Genomic DNA, 22,037 nt, shown 5'->3' on the forward strand with positions numbered 1-22,037 from the left:
GATTTTCTCCGGCTCACACTTCATTTTCCTGCAATTCCTGAAAGAATGTGAAATAATCCTGCCGCTTTTCATTGGTGAATGCGATCGCCGTCCGCGGATGCTGGTTCAGGTAACCGGTCAGCAGGTACTGAATGTCATAGCCCCAGACAACGCCGTCATTTTTCAGCTTCTGCATTTCGTCCTGCAAAAACCGCAGCACCGGCTTGATGTCATACTTCGGATTTTTCAGGAATCCCATCAGCAGTTCCATTGCACAGTTTCCGGCACCGCGTCCCATGGCAGCCATGGTTGCGTCCAGATAGCTGACACCCATCATAGCACACTCGGTAGTGTTGGCAAATGCCAGCTGCTGGTTATTATGGGCGTGGATACCGATCTTCTTGCCGTATTTTTCGCCGGCTTCCAGATACCGCTGTGCCAGCTGACGCATTTGCAGCGGATACAGCGAACCGTAACTGTCTACCAGATAGATGACTTCCACGCTGCTCTTGCCCAGCATTTCCAGTGCTTCTTCCAGTTCCGATTCCTGTGCCTTGGAAACTGCCATGATGTTCACTGTGGTGTGATAGCCCTTTTTCGTACAGGTTTCGATCATGTCAATGGCTGCGGGAATGGTGTTGATATAGGTGGCGATCCGCACCATATCCAGAATGCTGTCCTTCTTGTCCGGCAGATCCCGTGCCACGTTGGCACGTCCTACGTCTGCCATAACTGCCAGCTGCATCTTCGGGTCGAGAATGTCGATCAGTACCTTCTGAATGGCATCTTCATGGCAGAACTTCCACTTGCCGAACTTGGATTCCTCGAACAGCTCCGGATCTGCCAGATAGCCGATTTCCATCACATCGACACCGGCACGTACATTGGTCAGATACAGCTTCCGGACGAAGTCGTCTGTAAACTCAAAGTTGTTTACCAGTCCGCCGTCCCGAATGGTAGCGTCCAGCACTTTGATGTCCGGACGATAGGAGATCATGGTACCCTTTATCATATCGCTCATTGGAGATTCCTCATTTCTATGTCATTTTCCACAGCCGTCGTGACTGCTTTTCTTTAGGCAATACCGCACAAAGATTGTGCGACAGATGCGTCGTCAAATTTTTCGTCAGATGAAACAAAAAGCGGAGTGAATACTTGATGTATTCACGAGCATTTTTGTGAAATATGAGAGTCTGTTTCGTATCTGACGTATGCAGATTGCGTCGTCAGATTTTTTGAGAGATGAAGGGAAAAACGGAGAAAATCCTTTGTGGATTTTCGAGTATTTTCCCGAAATATCTCGGAAAATATGCACGCAAGATGCGTGCGGGAAGATACGAAACAGGCTCTGAAGGGAAATTTGCAAGCAGATGGCGTGCAAAGTCGACAAACGCTCTTTGTGCGGTATTGCCTTTATATTATACCAAAAAATGCACCTTTTTGCAAGTATTTCCGCGTACTTTCTGCATAGCCTGCATAAATCGTGATTTTCGACAATCTGCATTCCAAAAAACTGTTCAGTTTGCCAACGAAAAAGGACTGCCCTGCGGCAGTCCCCTTTTTCAGCGTTTCTGTTCTGCCTTATCCGGCAGTGTAATATTCCGGCATCTCAGTAGTCAGATCTTTCAGTATGTAGTAGGTGTAGCCATGTTCTCCGTCCGTGGAGGTGTAAAACTCGATCACATTTCCGCTATTCCCGAATACGGCATAAACGTCAGTTCCCGGGTCAGCACAGTTGGTCTGCAATTCCTCTGTCGGCACAGGTGTCTGCTCATAAAGGGAAATGCTCAGACACTCGCTGGAGTCTGCCGCCTTTCCCAACAGCTTTGCGTCAGACGGCACATACGATTCCGAACCGTAAAACGCCACACCGTAGTAGCATGTCCCGTTGTAAACAATGGCATTCAGTCCTTCGCCCTCTGCCATGTCTATTTCTGCAATACTGGTTTCTGCCGGCTTGGTTTCAGCACGCTCCTGCGAAGATGCGTTTCCGCCGGCACAGCCCGACAGCAGCATTGTTCCGATCAATCCAATACAAAACAGTTTTTTCATAAAGATCACCTCGACTGATTAAGGAAACACTGAATAAAGCTTGTGCGTAAGATGCGTAGTCAGATTTTTCGGCAGATTGCATAAAAATTCCGCAGGCATACTGCCGGTCGCAATTTATCTTAGTGCGACACTCCTTTGTTCTCGGGCAGAATCCTGCCTCGAACGCAGTCGTATTGCAAGGGATTTCTGGGCAATATGACGGAAAATCTGCAAGCAGATGGCGTGCAAAGTCGCCAGACGCTCTTTGTGCGGTATTGCCTTATATCCTTAAATTTCAGATTTTCCATTGATAACCTCTCATAAAGCTTTGAAATACGACTTTCAATATATGTCTTTTTAAGTTCTTCATAAAAAGATTTTTATTATTCTATTTACATTATACCATAGTTTCTTATCTTTTTCAATACAGAATTCGTTTTTTTACACATTGTACACATTCTAATTGCTTTATCAAGAAACATATATTGTATACTAAAAATAGTATACTTTCAGGAGGTATCATATGTTTTTTTCTGAAACTGACCTATCCGACTTCATCGAGGAAAATGACGTAAAATTCATTCGCATGACCTTTTGCGACACGTTTGGAAATATGAAAAATATTGCCATCATGCCACGGGAACTGCACCGTGCCATTACAGACGGCATTCCGTTCAATGCCACCGGACTGCTGGAAGCATCGCACCAGAACCTGCTGCTGAAACCGGACACCTCTACCCTGTCCATTCTGCCGTGGCGGCCCCAGTCCGGTCGTGTGGTACGTTTCTTCTGTAAACTGTACCACATGGACGGCACTCCCTACGAGGGCGATCTTCGCCGCAATCTGCGGGAAGCCATGAAGTCCCTTCAGAATCAGGGCTATCAGTGTGAAATGGGCACCCGCTGCGAGTTCTACCTGTTCGAAACCGACATGGAGGGCAAGCCCACCAAGAAGCCCTGCGATCAGGGTGGCTATCTGGACGTGGCTCCGCTGGACAAATGCGAAAACACCCGCCGCGAGATCTGCCTGTCGCTGGAGGAAATGGGACTGAACCCTACCACCTCCTGCCACAAGCACGGCCCCGGACAAAACGAGATCGACTTCGCATGCAGCAATCCGCTGACAGCTGCCGACAACATGGCTCACTACAAGACCGTAGTCAAGACCATTGCGGCACAGAATGGCTTCTACGCTTCGTTTATGCCGAAGCCGTTCAAGGACTGCAGCGGCAGCGGGCTGAAGATCACCCTGTGCATCAAGAAAGACGACAAGAGCATTTTCGGCAACAGCCACGAAGCCCTCACCCCGGAGGGCAGAGCCTTTATTGCCGGAATCCTCAATCGGGTACGGGAATTCACCATGTTCTCCAACCCCACGATCAACTCCTACGACCGCTTCGGCTATCGTGCGGCACCCTCCCGCATCAACTGGTCCGAGGAAAACCGCATTCCGCTGGTACAGCTGCTGTATGCTCCGGGTCGGGACGGCTCCATTGAATTCCGTTCTGCTGACGCATACTGCAATCCGTACATCACATTCCAGATGCTGCTGAGTGCCGGCATGGCAGGAATCCAGAACAACGAGGAACTGTCCGACAACATGAATGCAGCAAATGAAAATTCTGCCATTCCCACACTCCCCCACTCCCTGGAAGAATCTATCCAGCTGGCACTGGAAAGCGAATTTGTCCGTAACACTGTGCCCAAGGCAATTCTCCACGATTTTTCCGCGGCAATGCAGAAAGAAGTCGATGCCTATCATCTGGCAAAAGATCCGGAAGCATTCTGCTTCGACCGATATTTTTGAGCAGCCGGAAAACTGCAATCTGAAAAAGAGGAGGAAACACAACGGTGTATTCAGAACGCACGTTAATGATCTCCGGCTCTGAAAAAGGACTGGACAGTGTCACCAGCTTTTTGAAAGCCTGTGGCTGCGGCTCCGTTGCAGTCATCTCCAGCGGCAGCGAAGCAAGACGCATGATTCCCCATGATGACTTTGACCTGATTTTGATCAACACGCCACTGAAAGACGAATTCGGACACCAGCTGGCAGTGAAACTCTGTGAGTCCACATGTTCCGGTGTCATTCTGATCTGCAAGGCAGATCTGGCAGAGGAAATGACCAATCGCACCAGTGACTACGGAGTCTGTGTGGTTCCCAAGCCGCTGAACAAGCAGGAACTGTTACAGGCGATCCGCATGGGAAGTGCCTTCCGCCATCGTTTGCTGGGGCTGCAAAAGGAAAACAACAAGCTTCGTGCCAAGTTAGAGGAACTGCGGTACGTTTCCCGTGCAAAGTTCCTGCTGATCACGGAACAAGGCATGTCGGAAGAAGCTGCACACCGTTACATTGAGAAAAGTGCAATGGACACCAGACGCACCCGAAAAGAGGTTTCTCTGGAAATCATTGCAAAATATGAATAAGCGTCTGCTTATCTAACAACAAAAACCGCAGCGGAAAGAGCGATTCTCTCCGCTGCGGTTTTTTTGAAATCTATTTCAGATGTTGTCCGCACAAAACCGTCAGGCGGGCTTTGTGCGGTATTGCCCTTTACTTTGTGCCGAAAATACGGTCGCCGGCATCACCCAGACCCGGAACGATATAGCCCTTTTCATTCAGGCTTTCGTCCACGCCGCCGCAGTAGATGTCCACGTCCGGATGTGCTGCCAGCAGGGCATCGCGTCCCTCCGGACAAGCCAGAATGCACAGGAACTTAATGCTCTTGACACCCATTTCCTTCAGATCCTTGATCGCTGCGATCGCAGAAGTACCGGTTGCCAGCATCGCGTCTACTACGATAACTTCCCGTTCTGCAATATCGTCCGGCATCTTGGAATAATACTTCACTGCATCATGTGTGCCCGGCTCGCAGAAAATGCCGATATGACCGATCTTTGCCGCCGGAATCAACGAAGTCACGCCGTCAACCAGTCCCAGACCTGCACGGAGAATCGGCACGAATGCCAGCTTTCTGCCGGAGATGACCTTGGTCTTTGCGATTCCCTGATGTGTTTCGATCGTGATTTCCTTCATCGGCAGATCTCTGGTTGCCTCATAGCAAATCAGCATTGCCGTTTCCGAAGTCAGTTCCCGAAATTCCTTTACGCCTGTCATTTTATCCCGCATCAGTGAGATCTTATGCTGCACCAGCGGGTGATCTACTACATGAATTCCTGCCATAATTTTTTTCCTCCTGTGTTACCATTCCTGTTCCAGTTCTGTGATCATATGCACACGTTTTTCGTGTCTGCCGCCCTCAAACGGGGTATCCAGAAAGATCTCCACCAATTCCAGTGCCAGACCGCTGCCCAGTGTGCGGGCACCCATGCACATCACATTGGCATCATTGTGCAGACGGGTATACTTGGTAGAAAACGCATCTGCACAGAGTGCAGCACGAACGCCGCGGATCTTATTGGCAGCGATCGACATGCCAATGCCTGTGCCGCAAATCAGAATTCCCATGTCACCGGAGTGCGATGCTACTGCGGCACCAACTGCCTTGGCAATCACCGGATAATCGGCTCTCTCTCCGTCACAGCCACAGTCCTCCACTTCCAACTGCCGTTCTTTCAGCAGTGCGATCACTTCCTGCTTTCGCTCGTAACCGGCGTGGTCGCATCCAATCCAAATCTTCATGTTCTTCTGACTCCTTTGTTCTGAGATATGGCAGCACTCCACAAATACCGCGTTGCCATGCATTCATTATACCATATTTATTTGACAATTGCAAGGGAAATACTACATAAAGCACGGAAATCAATTTTCATGATAGCCTCCCCCGAAAGGGGTGACTCCCCACGGGGTGGGGAGATGCCCGCAGGGCAGAGGGGACCGCTCAGTACGAGGGGGACCGCCGTTAGGCGGTGGAGAGGTTTTTTCGTAAAATCCTTTTATGGCGTTTCCGGCATAAGTGGAAACCCCTCAGTCAGTGCTACGCACTGCCAGCTCCCCTTTCAGGGGAGCCTCACTTGTCAAACTTCATAATTTGGCACAATTTAAATCAACACATTTTTGAAAATTGATTTCCGTGTACATAAAGTCACTTTGCCCTTTGCTTTTCCTGCAAGTCCTTTTCCGCCTTGACCAGCTGCAAATATTCCGGAAACAGTTCCTCCGGTGTCTGCCATGCCGCCTGTGCTGCTGCCAGACAGATGCCGACACCGTTTTGCAGTTTTGTCGCCGGCGAAGCGGCATGCAGAAACGCCGCAGCGGGAATCTCCTCCATTGCATCGCCCACCAGCAGCACTGGTTCTCCCAGAGCCGCCAGCTGTTCCGACAGTTCTGCCACCGGCTGCATGCCGTCCGGACGGAGAGCTGTAACTGTAGTTCCGTCGCTGCGATACAGTCCGGCATAGACCAGAGCCTGCCGTGCCGTCATCACGCTGCAAATCACGCCCTGCCACGACAGATTCTGCCACGCCAGTCCCTCCAGCGTGGAGATTCCCACACAGGGAATTTGCAGGGCATACGCCATGGCTTTCACGGCGGCGATGCCGATACGCAGACCGGTATAAGACCCCGGACCCTTTGCCACGGCAAAGCCGTCTACGTCCTGCCACTGCAAACCGGTATCTGCCAACAGACGCTCTGCCAGCGGCAGGATCACCTGCGAATGGGTACGCTTGGTATAAACAGACTGCTGTGCCAGCAGGCAGCCGGCTTCGCTGTCATACAGAGCCGCAGCGGCAACTTTTCCGGAAGTATCAATCCCCAAGATCCGCAAAACGCTCATCTCCTTCTATTGTGATCTGCCGTGCCGCATCAGAAAGCCGTTCAATGGTGATCTGCAGGCAGCCTGCCGGCAGTTCCGACACGATGTTCTCCGACCACTCAATGGCAAACACGCCCTCGTCCAGCGGATAGTCGTAGAAGCCCGTAGATTCCAGATCCATTGCCCCCTCGATGCGGTACATGTCAAAGTGGTAGAGCGACAGCCCGCTGCCGTGGTACTCCTGCACAATGGCAAATGTGGGAGAAGACACCACGTCCGGCAGCCCCATGCCTTTCGCCAGCCCGCGGGTAAAGGTAGTTTTTCCCACACCCAGCCCGCCGAAATAGGCGATCACATCACCGGCATGCAGCCGCTTGCCTACCTGCTCCGCAAAGGCGACGGTTTCCGCCGGAGAAGCCGTTGTTTTCTGTATTTTCAACACGTCTGTGCATCTCCTTCGATTAGAACAAACCGGTGATATTGCCGTTGTTGTCACAGTCGATCTTCAGGGCAGACGGTGCCTTCGGCAGTCCCGGCATGGTCATGATGTTGCCGGTGAGCACTACCACAAAGCCGGCACCGTTGGACAGTGTCACGTCACGGACAGTAATGGTAAAATGCTCCGGCTTGCCCAGCTTGGCAGCATCGTCCGACAGGGAATACTGTGTCTTTGCCACGCAGACCGGCAGATTGCCGCAGCCCAGTGCGTTGATCTGTGCCAGTGCTTTCTTTGCCGGTGCAGTAAAGGTCACGCCGTCTGCACGGTAGATTTCCTTAGCGATCTTCTCCACCTTTTCTTCCACAGACAGTTCGGTGTCATACAATACGTGGAAGTCGGACGGCTTGGTTTCGATCGTTTTGCAGACCTTTTCTGCCAGTTCCTTGCCGCCTGCTCCGCCCTTGGCGAATACTTCGGTTAGTGCAAACTCTGCACCCAGACTCTCGCAGAATTCCTGAATGAAGTGCAGTTCTGCATCGGTGTCGCACTGGAAGCGGTTGATCGCAACCACTACCGGCACGCCGTACTTCTTCATGTTTTCAATGTGCACCTGGAGGTTGACAATGCCCTTTTTCAGAGCGTCCAGATTCTCGGTAGTCAGTTCCGTCTTGGGAACGCCGCCGTTGTATTTCAGGGCACGGACAGTTGCCACCAGAACCACACAGTCCGGCTTCAGACCACCGTAGCGGCACTTGATGTCAAAGAATTTTTCAGCACCCAGATCAGAGCCAAAGCCTGCTTCGGTAACGCAGTAATCACCCAGCTTCAGTGCCAGCTTGGTAGCACGGATCGAGTTACAGCCGTGGGCAATATTGGCGAACGGGCCGCCGTGGATCAGTGCCGGCGTGTGTTCCAGAGTCTGTACCAGATTCGGCTTCAGTGCATCTTTCAGCAGAGCTGTCATGGCACCGTTTGCCCCCAGATCCTTGGCATAAACCGGATTGCCGTCCAGATCGTATGCCACCAGGATCTTGCCCAGACGTTCTTTCAGGTCTGCCAGATCAGAAGCCAGACAGAGAATTGCCATGACTTCGGAAGCTACAGTGATCTGGAAGCTGTCGCTTCTGGGAATGCCGTCTACCTTGCCGCCCAGACCGATGACAATGTTCCGGAGAGCACGGTCATTCATGTCCAGCACACGCTTGAGCATGACGCGACGCTGGTCGATCCGCAGCACGTTGCCCTGCTGCATATGGTTGTCCAGCATCGCACAGAGCAGGTTGTTTGCCGATGTAATGGCATGCATATCACCGGTGAAGTGCAGGTTGATGTCCTCCATGGGAACTACCTGTGCATAGCCGCCGCCGGCTGCTCCGCCCTTGATGCCGAACACCGGTCCCAAAGACGGTTCCCGCAGTGCCAGAACTGTTTTCTTGCCGATCTGATGCAGTGCGTCTGCCAGACCAACGCTGACGGTCGTCTTGCCCTCGCCTGCCGGCGTGGGGTTAATGGCAGTCACCAGAATCAGCTTGCCGTTCGGCTTGCTGTCCAGCTTCTGGAACAGCTGCTCCGACAGCTTTGCCTTGTAGTGTCCGTAGTACTCAATGTCCTCCTCTGAAATAGACAGCTCCGCAGCGATCTTGCCAATGGGATACATTTCTGCATTCTGTGCAATTTCGATATCCGATAACATAAAAATTCTCCTTTTCTCTGCCGGCCGTTCCGAACAAGCCATGCATTTTTTCGCAATCAGAAACATACTTTTATTATAACATTTTTTATAGGGCAATGCAAGGCGATTTTTTCTTTTCGGTGATTCGCTGTATTTCCACAAGTTTTTTTGCGATATTTTCGCTGTTTTCGGAGGTTACGCACATATGACACACAAGATCACACGATTTCTCACTCTTTTTCTGCTGGTTTCCCTCGGCGGCTGCACGGTACAGTCCGAACACCACGTACCGGAAAACGCCGCCTTTTGCGACGACCTGACCAAGCATGTCCAGCAGGTACAACAACTGCACGTGGCAAGCGGCACCACACCCTGCCCTACGAAAACGCCGGACACCGCAGCAGTCTGCAACTACCAGACCACCTACGGCATGTGGTTTCCCTATCTGGACTACGCCGACACTCTTGCGGGAAAAACGGCAGAACAATTTCGGGAGAGTATGCATCAGCGATTCCAGCAGGCGGCAGATATGGGCATCAACACGGTATACCTGCATCTCCGTGCCTTCGGTGATGCCTATTACTGCTCCCAGTTATTTCCCCCAGCGGCAGCAGTAGGAGATTTCGACCCGCTTCCCATTCTGCTGGAGGAGGCACACCGGCTGCACCTGTCTGTTCACGGCTGGATCAATCCCCTGCGGCTGCAAAATGATGCCGGCATGGGTGCCCTCTCTGATCGTTACCAGATCGGGCAGTGGTACCGCGACAGCCAGAAAAACGGCACCTATCTCTGCAAGGTCGGCGATTACTGGTGGCTGAATCCGGCTTATCCGGAAGTACGGCAGCTGATCGCCGACGGGGTGGCGGAAATCGTACAGCAATACGAGGTGGACGGGATTCATCTGGACGACTACTTCTACCCCACTACAGAAACCGCCTTTGATGCCGCCGCCTTTGCAGATGTCAAGGCGGACAACCTGAACCAGTTCCGGCTCTCCCAAGTCAACGAAATGATACAGCAAATTTACAGCACTGTCAAGGCAAAATCACCGGAGCTGCTGCTGAGCATCAGTCCGCAGGGCACCATGGACGGAAACTATACCAAACAATATGCCGATGTCCGCCGCTGGGGCAGTGAAGCCGGCTACTGTGACGTTTTGATCCCACAGGTATACTTCGGCTTCGAAAACGAAGCCGCTCCCTTTTCCGAAACTGTCACAGAATGGGTGCAGACTGTCACCTATGACAGCGTTTCGCTGGTGATCGGCATCGGCACTCACAAGTACGGCAAAGTTGACCAGTGGGCAGGTTCCGGCAGTATGGAATGGACGACACAGTGGGACTTGCCTGTCCGGCAGGCAACGCAGGTGCTGGAAACCGACGGCACAGACGGGCTGGCGGTTTACGACTATGCCACCACATTTCTGCCGGAATCCAACGCTGAACGCATGGCACAGCAGGTGGAACAGCTGGGGGCATTGCTGCGGGGAATGCCTGCCGATCTCTTATAAAAGGAAACAACAATGCCCTGCCTCGGAGAAGAAGCAGAGCAATGTCTTGGGAATGAGTATATCAACCTCTGTGCTTATGGAAACACTGCATAAAGCCGTCAGACGGGCTTTATTCAGTATTTCCTTAGGAGAAATTGCACAGAGGCGTGAAGCTGTCTGGAATACTTGTTACAGCGTTTCACTTATATAGACACCGTTCCGGCGAAAAGGTCACACTTTTTTCGAAAAAATTTGCAAAAAAGACTTTTCTCCTGTTTGGGGAGAAAAGCCTTTTGCATAATGCTTTGCGGATTACTTACTGAAACTTTGCTACAGCAGCCTTCAGTGCATCGACCTTGTCCTTGCGTTCCCACGCAACGCCCAGATCTTCACGACCCATGTGACCATAAGCAGCCAGCTTCCGGTACTGCGGCTTCCGCAGATCCAGCATGCGGATAATGCCGTCCGGTGTCAGCTGGAACACGTCCAGAACTGCCTTGGAAAGGGCTTCCTCGGAAACTGTGCCGGTGCCAAATGTATCCACCAGAACGGAAACCGGATGTGCCACGCCGATCGCATAAGCCAGCTGTACTTCACAGCGTTTTGCCAGACCGGCAGCCACGATATTCTTGGCGATATACCGTGCAGCATACGCACCGGAACGGTCCACCTTCGTCGGATCCTTACCGCTGAATGCACCGCCGCCGTGACGAGCCGTGCCGCCGTAAGTGTCTACGATGATCTTCCGTCCGGTCAGACCGCTGTCACCCTGCGGACCGCCGACAACAAAGCGACCGGTGGGGTTGATGAAATACTTGGTGTTTTCGTCCAGCAGTTCTGCCGGAATCACTGCCGGAATCACATAGTGCATCATATCGCGGCGAATGGTTTCCAGCGATACATCTGCGGCATGCTGGGTGGAAATGACAACGGTGTCCACACGAACCGGCTTGTCCCCGTCATATTCCACAGTCACCTGTGCCTTGCCGTCCGGACGGAGATAGGTCAGTGTCTTATTCTTCCGCAGTTCTGCCAGCTTCTTGCAAAGCTTATGGGACAGCGAAATTGCCAGCGGCATCAGTTCCGGTGTTTCGTCGCAGGCATAGCCAAACATCATGCCCTGATCTCCGGCACCCGTTTCGGTAGATTCGCCGCCTCTGGTTTCGATAGCATCGTTAACGCCCATAGCAATATCCGGTGACTGCTTGTTGATCGCCTGCAAAACGGAGCAGGTGTAGCCGTCGAAACCGTACTTGGCTCTGTCGTAGCCGATGTCTACGATCACGTCCCGTGCGATCTGCTGAATGTCCACCTTGGCAGTGGTGGAGATTTCGCCCATGCAGAGCACCATGCCGGTTTCCACAATGGTTTCACACGCTACGCGAGCCTTGCTGTCCTGTTCCAGAATTGCGTCCAGCACTGCGTCAGAAATCTGGTCGCAGATCTTATCCGGATGTCCTTCTGTCACAGATTCTGATGTAAATAAAGTTCTTGCCATAAAATTCTTCCTTTCTGTGTCGTTGGGAAAAGTATCAAAAAAAAGACACCCGTATAGGGTGTCCAAAATTTTTTGTACAAACCCCTCATCTCTCGGTTATACCGCAGGAATTGGCACCGTATCGCATCAGCGATTGGTTGCCGGGCTTCACAGGACCTGTTCCTCCACCACTCTTGATAAGGTATAAGGTATTTTGCAGAGCATTGCTCTGTTTTTATTATACAAGATTCGCGTTGATTTGTCAATAGGAAATTTCGACATTTTCTGTAGATAGGGCAATACCGCACAAAGATTGTGCGACAGATGCGTCGTCAAATTTTTCGTCAGATGAAACAAAAAGCGGAGTGAATACTTGATGTATTCACGAGCATTTTTGTGAAATATGACGGAAAATTTGCAAGCAGATGGCGTGCAAAGTCGCCAGACGCTCTTTGTGCGGTATTGCCTTAGCAAAAAAGGCACCGCAGCCATGCAGCCGCAGTGCCTTTTTTATTTGTGAAACTCGTTTAAAGCAACGATTTCATTATGCGTTCATGCTGGAGTTTTCCGGCAGACCCTTCAGAATGTGAACGAGGAACTTCAGCAGAGCTGTTGCGTCGTTGCCGTCGATTTCACCGTTCTGATCGTAGCAGTCACCATTCAGCATCTGCTGTGCGTTGAAGGTTACAACATTTGCAGCCTTCTTGTTCAGCAGAACTGCGTCTGTAACGTCTACAGCGCCGTCCAGATTGGTATCACCCAGCAGCAGCTGACCCGGAGTGATGGATGCAGCAGTTACGCTGGTGGTGGTAGCATTGCTGTCAGTTGTGGAAGCGTTGCTTGCATCTGTAGTAGCATCGCTTGCATCAGTGGAAGCTGCGGTAGTAGCAGCGGTTGTTGTAGTTGTATCCTTTGTGTCGGTAGAAGAAGTAGCTGTAGTAGTAGAAGATGGATCACGTTCGATGTACGGAGCTTCGTCATCCAGGAAGGAAGCAACCCAGCACAGCGGAGAGTTCCAGTTGATGGTGCACTCGTTTACAGACCATGCTTCTACGTTATCCAGATAGCACTTCATCGGAGCGATAGAACCTACCTTGTAGCCCTGACCCTGAACCATCGGGTCTTCCATGTTGGAGTTCGGACCACCGGACAGAACGCCGTACGGAGCATACGGGAAGTCGTCGCTGTTCAGCTGACCAGACCACCATCTGTGGTGCGGGTAAGTGGTAGAGTGTTCACCGTAACCGGTTACATAACCCTGTTCCAGCGGGTTGCGACCCATCAGGTAGTCCATTGAAGTGGTAACACCGTCAATGTACTTTACTTCCTTAGATGCGTCATATGCCAGAGCCAGTGCCATAGAGTTGTTGATTACCATGGAGTTGGAACCCCATTCGTAACCGCCACTCAGAGTCTTGGTTTCAGAATCGCCTGTACCGGAAGCAGCATTGTACTTCCATACAGTGGTATCATAGTCATGACCTACATACGGGATACCATATGCAGATTTGTCCTGTACTTCCAGAATGGAGTCAGCTGCCTTCAGAACTTCTGCCTTCAGGGTGTTTACTTCATCCTGAGTCAGCAGGCCCTTATCCAGCATAGCCTGAGAATTTACATACAGGGAGATAGAACCAACGGAGTTCAGAGTACCCCATGTGAACAGGGAGAATGAACCGTTGTTTTCACCACCAACCAGAGTTGTGGAGATTTCCAGAGCCTTTGCGTTGTCAGTACCATAAGCGTTGGTACCATACTTCATCAGTTCATCATAATAGGTCTTGTCGCCTGTTGTGATGTACAGTTCGCAAGCTGCCCAGTAGAATTCGTCGCTGACTTCGGTGTCACCGTACGGGCCACCGCCCTTGTTCTGATCCAGCGGAGCATACATGAGGTCAGCAGAGATACCGCCTTCACCCTTGGTGTCGCCACCCCAGCCAGAGAACTTCTTGAAGTTCTTCTGTGCTGCTGCATAGGTCTTGATTGCTGCATCTTCCATGGTCTTTGCATAAGCTGCATCGTAATCCTTGAACAGACGAGCTGCCTGTGCAAATGTTGCAGAAGCGTTCAGAGTTGCTGCATAGGTAACCGGCTTAACGATTCGCATCGGAGCCTTGTTTTCCTTGTCGCCTTCGTTCTTGTCATACGGAGCAACAGCCAGACCGGTCCACTTGTAGTCGTGAGCCTTGTGGTATACCATACCATCGTCACGCATCATTTCGAGGAAGAAGTCCAGTTCTACCTTGCACTCGTCCAGAATATCCGGAGTACCGTTTCCTGCTTCCGGAATAGACATAACGGTGGAGTTATCGCCGAACTTGTCAGCCTTGCCTACCATGAGAGATCTCTCATACATGTTCATCAGAGTCCACAGAGAGATACCGCCGTTTACAACGTACTTACCATAGTCACCAGCGTCGAACCAACCGCCAGCTACGTTAATGGACTGGCTGTAGGACGGCTTGGAGGTGTAGATGTAAACCCACTTGTCTGCGATGTAAGCGTTATCAGTCGGCCAGTGCTGAGAATCCTTACGAGCCAGAGTCTTCTTGCTGCCTTCCTGGCTCTGCGGAGACGGAATGTACTTGTCTTCAGTATCCATTGCACGGTTCTGATAGAAGTAGTTCAGTGCATAGGTCAGCATGCTCTTGTCGTGGTGCTTTTCATACAGGTTCTTGTCGATGTCAAAACTCTTAGAAGTCTTGCCGGCAACAGTCAGGGTGTAGCCCTTGCCTTCTGTAGTGAAATCTGTGAAGTCGATCTGCTGGGTGTAATCCCAAGCACCAAGTTCATCATACTTGGTGTTGCCGTCGGTAGTGCCGCTGTAAACAACGCTGCCGCTTGCGTCCTTGATCTCGTAGTCATACTTGGTAGTATCACCTTCGGACAGAACAACAGTTGCAACCTTCTTACCATTCGGATAGTAACCAACCTGGTTTACTTCAACGCCGGTCGGCTCATAAGCAGCTTCTGCCTGATAGTCAGATGCATCATCGGTCATATCGATGAGTGCCAGGTTGTCGAACCGGATGATGGTATCCTTCGGGAAGCAGTCCATCTTCGCGTAGTTACCCTGACCGCCCATGTGGAAGGTCCATTCTGCGGTACCCTTAACGGTTTCAGTAGCCTGGAATTCATAAGCAACTGTGGTCCACTGGTTTGCCGGATATTCCTTGTTGTACCAAGCATCCCAGCCCTGACCGTAGTCTACCTTGTTACCGGTCTTGGAAGCACTCTTCAGCTTTTCTTCCAGCTGTTCCTGTGTCAGACCTTCTTCGTAAGACAGGGACAGTTCGTCACCATTGCTGTGCCACAGTTCCTGATCGTCCTTTGACATGTTGCCCAGCTTTGCGTACATGTGACCGCTGTTAGATGGGTTTACGCTGTAGGTAATACGATAGGTGTGACCGCTTTCAATGGTAAGATTTCTGTGACGGAACTGGCAGTCCCAACGGCTTTCACCGCCGTTTGCAGTACCACCGATGTTTTCCAGCTTGATCGCATAGATACCGTCGGTGATGTCGAACTTCATGACAGCAGTTGCGTTTTCACAAATGTGCCAAGGCAAGCCCTTTCCGTTTTCGAAGGTACCTTCGCCCAGCTCCTCGCCTGCGAACGCTGTCATAGACAGTGCAGTCAGACCTGTAGCGGTAGCAGAAACTGCCATCACTGCAGCAGAAGCGAAGGCAAGTGCCTTCTTGCCGAGTTTTTTCTTCAGCATAAATATCCTCCTTGAAAATTAGAGATTTTTTGATGTTGGAACAAGGGTACGCATGTTCCACTTTCAACGATTGTTTTCGCCGAACACGCCGGCAGATATACGCCGCACCGGATAGGATTCAGACGCAACTATCCCTTACAGGGCATATCTTTCTCGTTTCATTTATTATAGCACATGAAAAATTCATTGTAAAGTAGATTTTCAAATTTCAGTAAAACATGCTAAACAGTTTCCATGCTTTTTGTGCAACTTGCCATATGTAACGACAGATTTTTCGGAAAAAACAGAAAAGAAAAAGGATACAGGCAAAATTTGCCCGTATCCTTTTTGTGAAAATTGCCGATTTTTGACAGAGATTAACCCTCAGCCGGCAGAGTCCTTACGATCGAAACGAGGAACTGGAGCAGTACCGTCGAATCTGCCTGACCAACACCGTCATCGGTGCAGCAGTCAGCATTTGCATACTGCTGGTCGTTCAGGATTACCACGCCGGCAACCTTCTTGTTCAGCAGAACTGCGTCTGTGATGTCCACACGGCCGTCCAGATTTACGTCACCGTACAGGCTTGCCTTTACGCTCGGCTTCGGACCGTTGGTAGCGGTGGTTGTCTTCTTGGTGGTAGTTGTGGTGGAAGCGGTGGTCTTGTTGGTAGTTGCCTTGGTTGTAGATACAGTGGTAGTGATCTGACCGCTGCCGTTGTAAGCGTCTGTGTAAACTGTGATAGAATCGATAGTGAACTTGTTGCAGTCGATCCACCATACGCCGAACTTCAGTTCGCCGCCGTACTGGGTCTGAATGATCGCAGAAGTTGCAGAATCCACATCCCATACGATGCTGCCGGTCTTTCCGCTGATGGTCTGTTCCATATCCTCGGACTGTGTCCAGTAATCCGGAGCCACGCTGGTAGAAGAACCGAATGCACCCTGCCACTTGCCGATCTGCTTCTTGCTGGTGGAGAGGTTGATCTCAACCTTGGTGACCTTTTCGCCTGCCGGAACGCCCAGATCGGACCACTTCCAGCCCAACATCTTATCGCCTGCCGGCAGTTCATCATAAACAATTGCCTTATTAATATCCTTGGTATACTTACCGCCGCTGGAAGGCTTTGCAGTAGTAGTGCCCGGTGTTACGTTGCCGTAGTGCAGAACGACCTTGTCGATCTTGACACTGCTTGCATCCGGATAGAAGACCATTGCCTTGACAGTCTGACCCACGTTGGACGGGATCACATAGTCTGCGGTGCACTGACCGTTCGAACCAACATTGACCTCAAAGTCAGTCTGTTCCCAGGAACCAGTCCATGTGCCGAATGCACCGCTGGAGTTGGTGTCCTTGGTAGAAATGGTGTAGTACAGCGTTGCAGACTTTGCACCGTTGGGAGCAAACTCTGCGTACAGCTGCTTGTCGCCTGCGGTACCAGTCTGTGTGCCGGTTGTAATGTTTGCAGTCTTGTCATCGCCGCTTGCCGCAGCAGTAGTAGCAGTTGTAGTCGGGTTATGCTTGGTAGTAGTTGCATTGGTTGTCGGGTTGCTGCTGCTTCCCTCGTCCAGAACGACCTTGTCGATCTTGACGCTGCTTGCGTCCGGATAGAAGACCATTGCCTTGACAGTCTGACCTACATTGGACGGAATGTTATAAGTTGCCTTGCACTGACCATTTGCACCAACGCTAACCTCAAAGTCAGTCTGTTCCCAGGAACCGGTCCATGTGCCGAATGCACCGCTGGAGTTGGTGTCCTTGGTGGAAATGGTGTAATACAGAGTTGCAGTCTTTGCACCATTGGGAGCAAATTCTGCGTACAGCTGCTTGTCGCCTGCGGTACCAGTCTGTGTGCCGGTGGTGATATTGGCATTCTTGCCGCCGCCGGAAGTATTTCCACTGGTAGCAACAGTTGTGGTGACCGGTGTGCTGCTTTCGTCCAGAACGACCTTTTCGATCTCAACGCTGCTTGCGTCCGGATAAAAGACCATTGCCTTGACAGTTGCACCAACGTTGGACGGAATGTTGTAGGACACCTTGCACTCACCGTTTGCACCAACGGTAACCTCAAAGTCTTCCTGCACCCAGGAGCCTGTCCATGTGCCGAATGCACCGCTGGAGTTGGTGTCGCTGGTCTTGACCTTGTAGTACAGAGTCGCAGTCTTTGCACCGTTGGGAGCAAATTCTGCATACATCTGCTTGTCACCGTCAGTACCAACCTGTGTACCGGTGGTGATGTTTGCAGTCTTACCGCCGGACGGAGCGGCAGTGGCAATTGTAGTGGTTGTGATATTCCGCTTGGTAGTAGCCTGTGTTGTGGTTGTAGTCACCGGCTTATTGGTGGTGGTAGTTGTTGCCTTGGTGGTGATAGTTGTTGCCTTGGTGGTGGTAACAATGCTGCCGCTGACACCTTCAATGCTGGAGTCTACAGAACCGGTTTTGTAAATAGAATACAGACCTGCTGCTGCACCGACCAGACCTGCGTTATAGTCCAGGGCAACTTCGTTTGCCTGATAGTCGTTTACAGAGTCAGTATAAGTGAAGTTGGAGTCTGCCGGACCGCCGACCAGAGCACCGACCAGCGTGTGGCCATTGCTGCTGTAGTCGGTTCTGCCCTTCATTTCGTCAAAGCTCTGATAGCCGGATGCAGCTCTGTGGTGCGGATACTTTGCAGAATTGCTGTCCATGCCGACAACGAAATTCACATTCTTCGGGTTGTTGCCCAGGATCATGCCCATCTGTGCCTTGCACCAGCTGGAATAATCCATGCCGCTCTTTGCGGAATATTTCGTGGTAGCCAGTGCTGCCATCTGCAGTGCGGTGTTATAACGTGCACTGCCCCAGTCGCTTTCGCAGTAATATGTGCTTTCGCTGGTGCACTTGCCGTTCAGATATGTGGTGACCTTTGCCCAGTCCATTGCATCGCCGGTGATCTCACTCTGGAGGATCGCAGCACCGAGGCTGACATTATTCCAGCACATGGTGGAGTATACGCCCCACTTGCAGCCAGACTGACCGGACTTACCGGCATTGGTGTCGTTCATGAACTTGTCCAGGAACGAGCTGTAGGTGCTGTCCTTGGTTGCCAGATACAGCCAGCCAGCTGCCCATGCCTGATCGTCATAGTAATCGTAAGATCTGTAGAAGTTTTCAGCCTCCGGACAATTTGCCTTATTGGTCTTGATAGAATAATTGTACAGTGCCTTTGCATACTTCAGGTCTTCTGCGTTGCCGAAGTTGATGTAGTTGACAGCCAGTGCTGCTGCATATTCTGCGGCAATGTCACTGGCATCATCAGAAGTCCAGTAAGCAGTACGCAGACTCTGGTCATTCTGGGACTCCGGAGAGCACCAGACATCGTGGTCAGCCTGTCCTACGCCTACCTGATAGCAGAAGCTGGTTACGGTATCGCCGCTCAGCTTTGTGCTTGCCTTGAAGAAGTCACAGAAGCGATCGGTCAGTGCCTGCAAATGAGCTGTCTGTCCCAGTGCATCATAGCTGTCCTTGAATTCATAATAGCCCCAGCCCAGAGTAGAAGCGGTGTAGCCAGCCGGCAGACCAAACTTTACGTGATCGCCTGCATCGTGGAAGCCGCCGTCCACTTCATCGCTGCCGTGGCAGTTATCTCTCCAGTCAAACTGGGAGGCACTTCCCACATCAGAGCCGCACATATTGCCGTCGTAAAAATACATGGAGTACTGCAGCAGCTTTGCGTAGTTGTCATAAGACGCAGCAGATGCCGCCATGCTTCCCAGCGTTGTCAGTCCGGACAATGCTGTAGTTCCGGTCAGTAACGTCGCAGCACTGGCAGCACACGCCAGTACCCGCTTACCGAGCCCAAGTTTCTTCATAAAAAAACTCCTTTCGTAGTTCGCATTTTTCTGCACCGTTCTGCCCCAACTTCAGGACAATTCTCAAAAAGTGCAGACATGCCCGAAATTTATTCTATCATACCTCACAAAAAAAATCAACAGTTTTTTCCTTTCATACGAGAAATCTATGAAAACTGCCCAAACGGCATCTGGATTTTTTAGCCATAATGTCAATTTACTGCCGAAATCATGCTGATTTTGCAAATGCATACACGCCCCAAAAGTGCTGCATCGGTCAGATTCGCGTTTCCACGTCACGCAGCTGTTTCTGTAACTGTTTCCAGTCCGGCAGTTCTGCGGCGATCTCCGCATAAAATGCCGGCGAATGATCCGGATGGAGAAAATGGGAAAACTCATGCATCACCACGTACTCCATGCACCGCACCGGTGCCGCCAGCAGCCGCAGATTAAACGTCAGCACGCCGCGGGTAGGGCGGCAGTTGCCCCACTGGGAAACCATATGCCGGAACCGGATCTCAGGAAATGCCACGCCTTTCGCTTCAAACACGGGATAAACTGCACGGCAGAGATTCCGCACTGCCTTTTCGCAGGCGTTTTTCCACCAGCTGTCGAATACCTGTTTCCGAATCTGTTCGTTTTCCGGCTGTTTCACCAGCAGCCGGAGCGTTTCCCCCTGCACCAGCACGCTTTCCCGACTGCCGCGTTCCACCGCCAGCCGACAGGATTTCCCCAGATACAGTACTGGTTCTCCGGCGGTATAGTGCACCGGATACTGTTTCGGCTTGTCTGCGGCATCGGCGTATTGGTGCAGGGTCTGGAGAATTTTCGCGGCATGCTGCTGTAAGATCTGTTCCACCCGTTCTGACGGCACATGCATCGGTGCAGAAACCAGCAGACCAGTTTCCGGACGAAGCCGCATGTTGATATTTTTGACAGCTTTCCGTTCCAGCGTGTAGGAAATGGTTTCGCCGGCAAGAGTGATGTTCCGCTGTTCTTTCATGGGTCGGTGTCCTCGCTTTCGGTGAGATGCATTTTTGCAGCACTTGACAGATCCTGCAATCCGATGTATAATAAATTGGGGAAACACTGAATAAAGCTTGTGCGTAAGATGCGTAGTCAGATTTTTCGGCAGATTGTTCAGAAATTCCGCAGGCATACTTGATGTATGGCAAGGGATTTCTGGGCAATATGACGGAAAATCTGCACGCAGATTGCGTACAAAGCCGTCAGGCGGGCTTTATGCAGCGTTTCCTTAGGGAATGATGTTCTCCCTTGGGATTCCAAAACCGCTTGAGTGCTGATGACATCTGCTTTTTAGGGTCTGTTCCATATTTTTTTATCTGCCGAAAAGACGTGCAGAAAAAGAGATGAAACAGATTCCTAGGCAGATATTGTCAGCTTTTTCTTTTTTTCGGAGGTATTGTTTATGCAAAAAATCAAACTGCAACTGATTTTCCCCACTCTGCTGCTCTGTGTGCTGGCGGCAGCTGCCGGCTGTATCACCGGTGCACTCACCGCCGGATTCGGGCGTGTGCTGCTGTGGATCGGTACATTCCGGACAGAGCACCTGATCTCGTGTGTTCCCTTTCTGCCCATTGCCGGTGTCTGCATGGTATGGATATACCAGAAATACGGCAGGGAAAGCAGTCAGGGCATGAGCCTGATCTTTGATGCTGCGGACGGCACTGCAAAACGTATTTCCTTCCGGCTGATCCCGCTTCTGATCGGCAGCACGTGGCTGACACATCTCTGCGGCGGCAGTGCCGGACGGGAGGGTGTCGCTGTACAGCTGGGAGCTGCGGTTTCCCACAACATCGGCAGCCGGATCCCGTGGTTCCGGAGCATTCCCGATGCCGTTCCCATTCTGACCATTGCCGGAATGGCTGCCGGTTTCAGCGGGCTGTTTCACGCACCGCTGGCGGCAGTCTGCTTTGCACTGGAAGTACTGGCAATCGGGAAACTGGAATATCGTGCCCTGCTGCCTGCCGCCATTGCCGCAGTGACAGCAAACGGGATCTCCGTCACACTGGGGCTGGAAACCTTTCAGGTGGCACTTCCCGAAGCCGGCTTTGCACCGCTTTCCGTGCCGGTTCTGCTGCTGGGGATTTCCTCCGGCATTGTGGGCGGCATCTTCACCCTGCTGCTGAAGCAAGGAAAAATCTATGCTGCCAAGCTGCTCCCCAACCCTGTGATTCGCATTGCCCTCTGCGGTTCGGTACTGGCAATGTTTCTCCTGCTCTCCGGACACGGCAGATACGCCGGACTGGGCACCGATCTGATTGCCCTCGCCTGTGACGGCGGAACCATTTACTGGTTCGACTTTCTGTGCAAGCTGCTGTTCACCGTCTGCACCCTCGCCATTGGATTTCAGGGCGGCGAAGTCACACCGCTGTTTGCAATCGGTGCCTGCCTTGGTGCAGCACTTGCCCCGCTGTTCGGTATCTCTCCGGTATTCGCCGCCGCACTCTGCTATACCGCCGTTTTCGGCAGTGCTTCCAATACATGGCTCGCTCCGATCTGCATCGGAACCGAAGTGTTCGGATTCGCGTACCTGCCCTATTTCGCCGTTGTCTGCACCGTTTCCCGTCTTTGCAACGGCAACCGTTCCATGTACGGCAGACAGAAACCGGCTCCGCTGTTTTTGCAGGGGCAAAAATAAGACACGTTTTCAAAAAGCCGTACATGATCGCTCATGTACGGCT

15 protein-coding genes and 2 riboswitches are annotated in these 22,037 nt (G+C 51.6%); of the genes, 4 read left to right on the plus strand and 11 right to left on the minus strand.

Annotated elements, in window-relative coordinates; translation table 11 throughout:
* Positions 1-13: 13 nt before the first annotated feature.
* Both DXB92_RS00580 and DXB92_RS00585 read right to left on the minus strand, forming a co-directional pair.
* Positions 14-1,000 carry an aldolase catalytic domain-containing protein gene (locus tag DXB92_RS00580; RefSeq protein WP_021680936.1) on the minus strand — a complete coding sequence of 329 codons (987 nt, stop codon included), beginning with the start codon at positions 998-1,000 and terminating at the stop codon, positions 14-16.
* 560 nt (positions 1,001-1,560) lie between these two features.
* A complete protein-coding gene (locus DXB92_RS00585) occupies positions 1,561-2,031 on the minus strand; it encodes a hypothetical protein (RefSeq protein ID WP_117731747.1) in 471 nt (156 codons plus the stop codon).
* Positions 2,032-2,533: 502 nt separating this feature from the next.
* On the opposite strand from DXB92_RS00585, the gene DXB92_RS00590 reads away from it, so the two are divergent.
* Both DXB92_RS00590 and DXB92_RS00595 read left to right on the plus strand, forming a co-directional pair.
* Complete coding sequence (locus DXB92_RS00590; protein ID WP_117731749.1) at positions 2,534-3,817, plus strand: glutamine synthetase family protein; 1,284 nt, start codon at positions 2,534-2,536, stop codon at positions 3,815-3,817.
* 44 nt (positions 3,818-3,861) lie between these two features.
* The gene (locus tag DXB92_RS00595) at positions 3,862-4,434 is read left to right on the plus strand and encodes an ANTAR domain-containing protein (protein WP_147329995.1); all 573 of its coding nucleotides are present in this window, start codon (positions 3,862-3,864) and stop codon (positions 4,432-4,434) included.
* Between the two features lie 127 nt (positions 4,435-4,561).
* Here DXB92_RS00595 and upp read toward each other — a convergent pair whose 3' ends face one another.
* From upp to DXB92_RS00620, 5 genes are all read right to left on the minus strand, one after another.
* Positions 4,562-5,191: a uracil phosphoribosyltransferase gene (gene upp / locus DXB92_RS00600; protein WP_040647044.1), complete on the minus strand. Its 630-nt coding sequence runs from the start codon at positions 5,189-5,191 to the stop codon at positions 4,562-4,564.
* An 18-nt stretch (positions 5,192-5,209) separates the two neighbouring features.
* Positions 5,210-5,650, minus strand: coding sequence for a ribose 5-phosphate isomerase B (gene rpiB / locus DXB92_RS00605; RefSeq protein ID WP_040647046.1), 441 nt, complete (start codon positions 5,648-5,650; stop codon positions 5,210-5,212).
* A 403-nt stretch (positions 5,651-6,053) separates the two neighbouring features.
* Positions 6,054-6,737, minus strand: a complete 684-nt coding sequence (gene tsaB / locus DXB92_RS00610) for a tRNA (adenosine(37)-N6)-threonylcarbamoyltransferase complex dimerization subunit type 1 TsaB (RefSeq protein ID WP_187118430.1) — start codon at positions 6,735-6,737, stop codon at positions 6,054-6,056.
* A complete protein-coding gene (gene tsaE / locus DXB92_RS00615) occupies positions 6,718-7,167 on the minus strand; it encodes a tRNA (adenosine(37)-N6)-threonylcarbamoyltransferase complex ATPase subunit type 1 TsaE (RefSeq protein WP_117731753.1) in 450 nt (149 codons plus the stop codon). Before tsaE ends, tsaB begins: the two co-directional genes overlap by 20 nt.
* 19 nt (positions 7,168-7,186) lie before the next feature.
* Entirely contained in the window at positions 7,187-8,857 is a 1,671-nt protein-coding gene (locus DXB92_RS00620) for a formate--tetrahydrofolate ligase (protein ID WP_117731755.1), read from the minus strand.
* Between the two features lie 184 nt (positions 8,858-9,041).
* Between DXB92_RS00620 and DXB92_RS00625 the strand changes: the two genes are divergently transcribed.
* Complete coding sequence (locus DXB92_RS00625; RefSeq protein ID WP_117731757.1) at positions 9,042-10,346, plus strand: family 10 glycosylhydrolase; 1,305 nt, start codon at positions 9,042-9,044, stop codon at positions 10,344-10,346.
* 295 nt (positions 10,347-10,641) lie between these two features.
* Here the strand turns inward: DXB92_RS00625 and metK are convergent, their stop codons facing one another.
* The 4 genes from metK to DXB92_RS00645 all read right to left on the minus strand — a co-directional run bounded on the left by metK (position 10,642) and on the right by DXB92_RS00645 (position 20,335).
* Positions 10,642-11,823: a methionine adenosyltransferase gene (metK, locus tag DXB92_RS00630; protein ID WP_021683473.1), complete on the minus strand. Its 1,182-nt coding sequence runs from the start codon at positions 11,821-11,823 to the stop codon at positions 10,642-10,644.
* An 82-nt stretch (positions 11,824-11,905) separates the two neighbouring features.
* Positions 11,906-12,006, minus strand: a riboswitch (SAM riboswitch).
* Between the two features lie 340 nt (positions 12,007-12,346).
* On the minus strand, positions 12,347-15,523 hold the full coding sequence (locus DXB92_RS00635; protein WP_117731759.1) for a glycoside hydrolase family 9 protein: 3,177 nt from the start codon (positions 15,521-15,523) through the stop codon (positions 12,347-12,349).
* 356 nt (positions 15,524-15,879) lie between these two features.
* Positions 15,880-19,353 (minus strand): glycoside hydrolase family 9 protein, encoded by a 3,474-nt coding sequence (locus DXB92_RS00640; RefSeq protein WP_117731761.1) that lies wholly within the window; start codon positions 19,351-19,353, stop codon positions 15,880-15,882.
* 256 nt (positions 19,354-19,609) lie between these two features.
* Positions 19,610-20,335, minus strand: a complete 726-nt coding sequence (locus tag DXB92_RS00645) for a SprT family zinc-dependent metalloprotease (protein WP_181976830.1) — start codon at positions 20,333-20,335, stop codon at positions 19,610-19,612.
* A gap of 246 nt (positions 20,336-20,581) precedes the next feature.
* Positions 20,582-20,652, plus strand: a riboswitch (Fluoride riboswitch).
* Between the two features lie 109 nt (positions 20,653-20,761).
* On the opposite strand from DXB92_RS00645, the gene DXB92_RS00650 reads away from it, so the two are divergent.
* Complete coding sequence (locus DXB92_RS00650; protein ID WP_117731765.1) at positions 20,762-21,994, plus strand: chloride channel protein; 1,233 nt, start codon at positions 20,762-20,764, stop codon at positions 21,992-21,994.
* Positions 21,995-22,037: the final 43 nt, after the last annotated feature.

It is taken from the genome of Ruminococcus sp. OM06-36AC (assembly GCF_003438725.1).
GTDB lineage: Bacteria > Bacillota > Clostridia > Oscillospirales > Ruminococcaceae > Ruminococcus_C > Ruminococcus_C callidus.

Excerpts from the sequence above, each read along its gene's own strand:
- DXB92_RS00580 (WP_021680936.1), bottom strand. The coding sequence starts at position 1,000 with ATGAGCGATATGATAAAGGGTACCATGATCTCCTATCGTCCGGACATC.
- DXB92_RS00585 (WP_117731747.1), bottom strand. The coding sequence starts at position 2,031 with ATGAAAAAACTGTTTTGTATTGGATTGATCGGAACAATGCTGCTGTCG.
- DXB92_RS00590 (WP_117731749.1), top strand. The coding sequence starts at position 2,534 with ATGTTTTTTTCTGAAACTGACCTATCCGACTTCATCGAGGAAAATGAC.
- upp (WP_040647044.1), bottom strand. The coding sequence starts at position 5,191 with ATGGCAGGAATTCATGTAGTAGATCACCCGCTGGTGCAGCATAAGATC.
- rpiB (WP_040647046.1), bottom strand. The coding sequence starts at position 5,650 with ATGAAGATTTGGATTGGATGCGACCACGCCGGTTACGAGCGAAAGCAG.
- DXB92_RS00620 (WP_117731755.1), bottom strand. The coding sequence starts at position 8,857 with ATGTTATCGGATATCGAAATTGCACAGAATGCAGAAATGTATCCCATT.
- DXB92_RS00625 (WP_117731757.1), top strand. The coding sequence starts at position 9,042 with ATGACACACAAGATCACACGATTTCTCACTCTTTTTCTGCTGGTTTCC.
- metK (WP_021683473.1), bottom strand. The coding sequence starts at position 11,823 with ATGGCAAGAACTTTATTTACATCAGAATCTGTGACAGAAGGACATCCG.
- DXB92_RS00635 (WP_117731759.1), bottom strand. The coding sequence starts at position 15,523 with ATGCTGAAGAAAAAACTCGGCAAGAAGGCACTTGCCTTCGCTTCTGCT.
- DXB92_RS00640 (WP_117731761.1), bottom strand. The coding sequence starts at position 19,353 with ATGAAGAAACTTGGGCTCGGTAAGCGGGTACTGGCGTGTGCTGCCAGT.
- DXB92_RS00645 (WP_181976830.1), bottom strand. The coding sequence starts at position 20,335 with ATGAAAGAACAGCGGAACATCACTCTTGCCGGCGAAACCATTTCCTAC.
- DXB92_RS00650 (WP_117731765.1), top strand. The coding sequence starts at position 20,762 with ATGCAAAAAATCAAACTGCAACTGATTTTCCCCACTCTGCTGCTCTGT.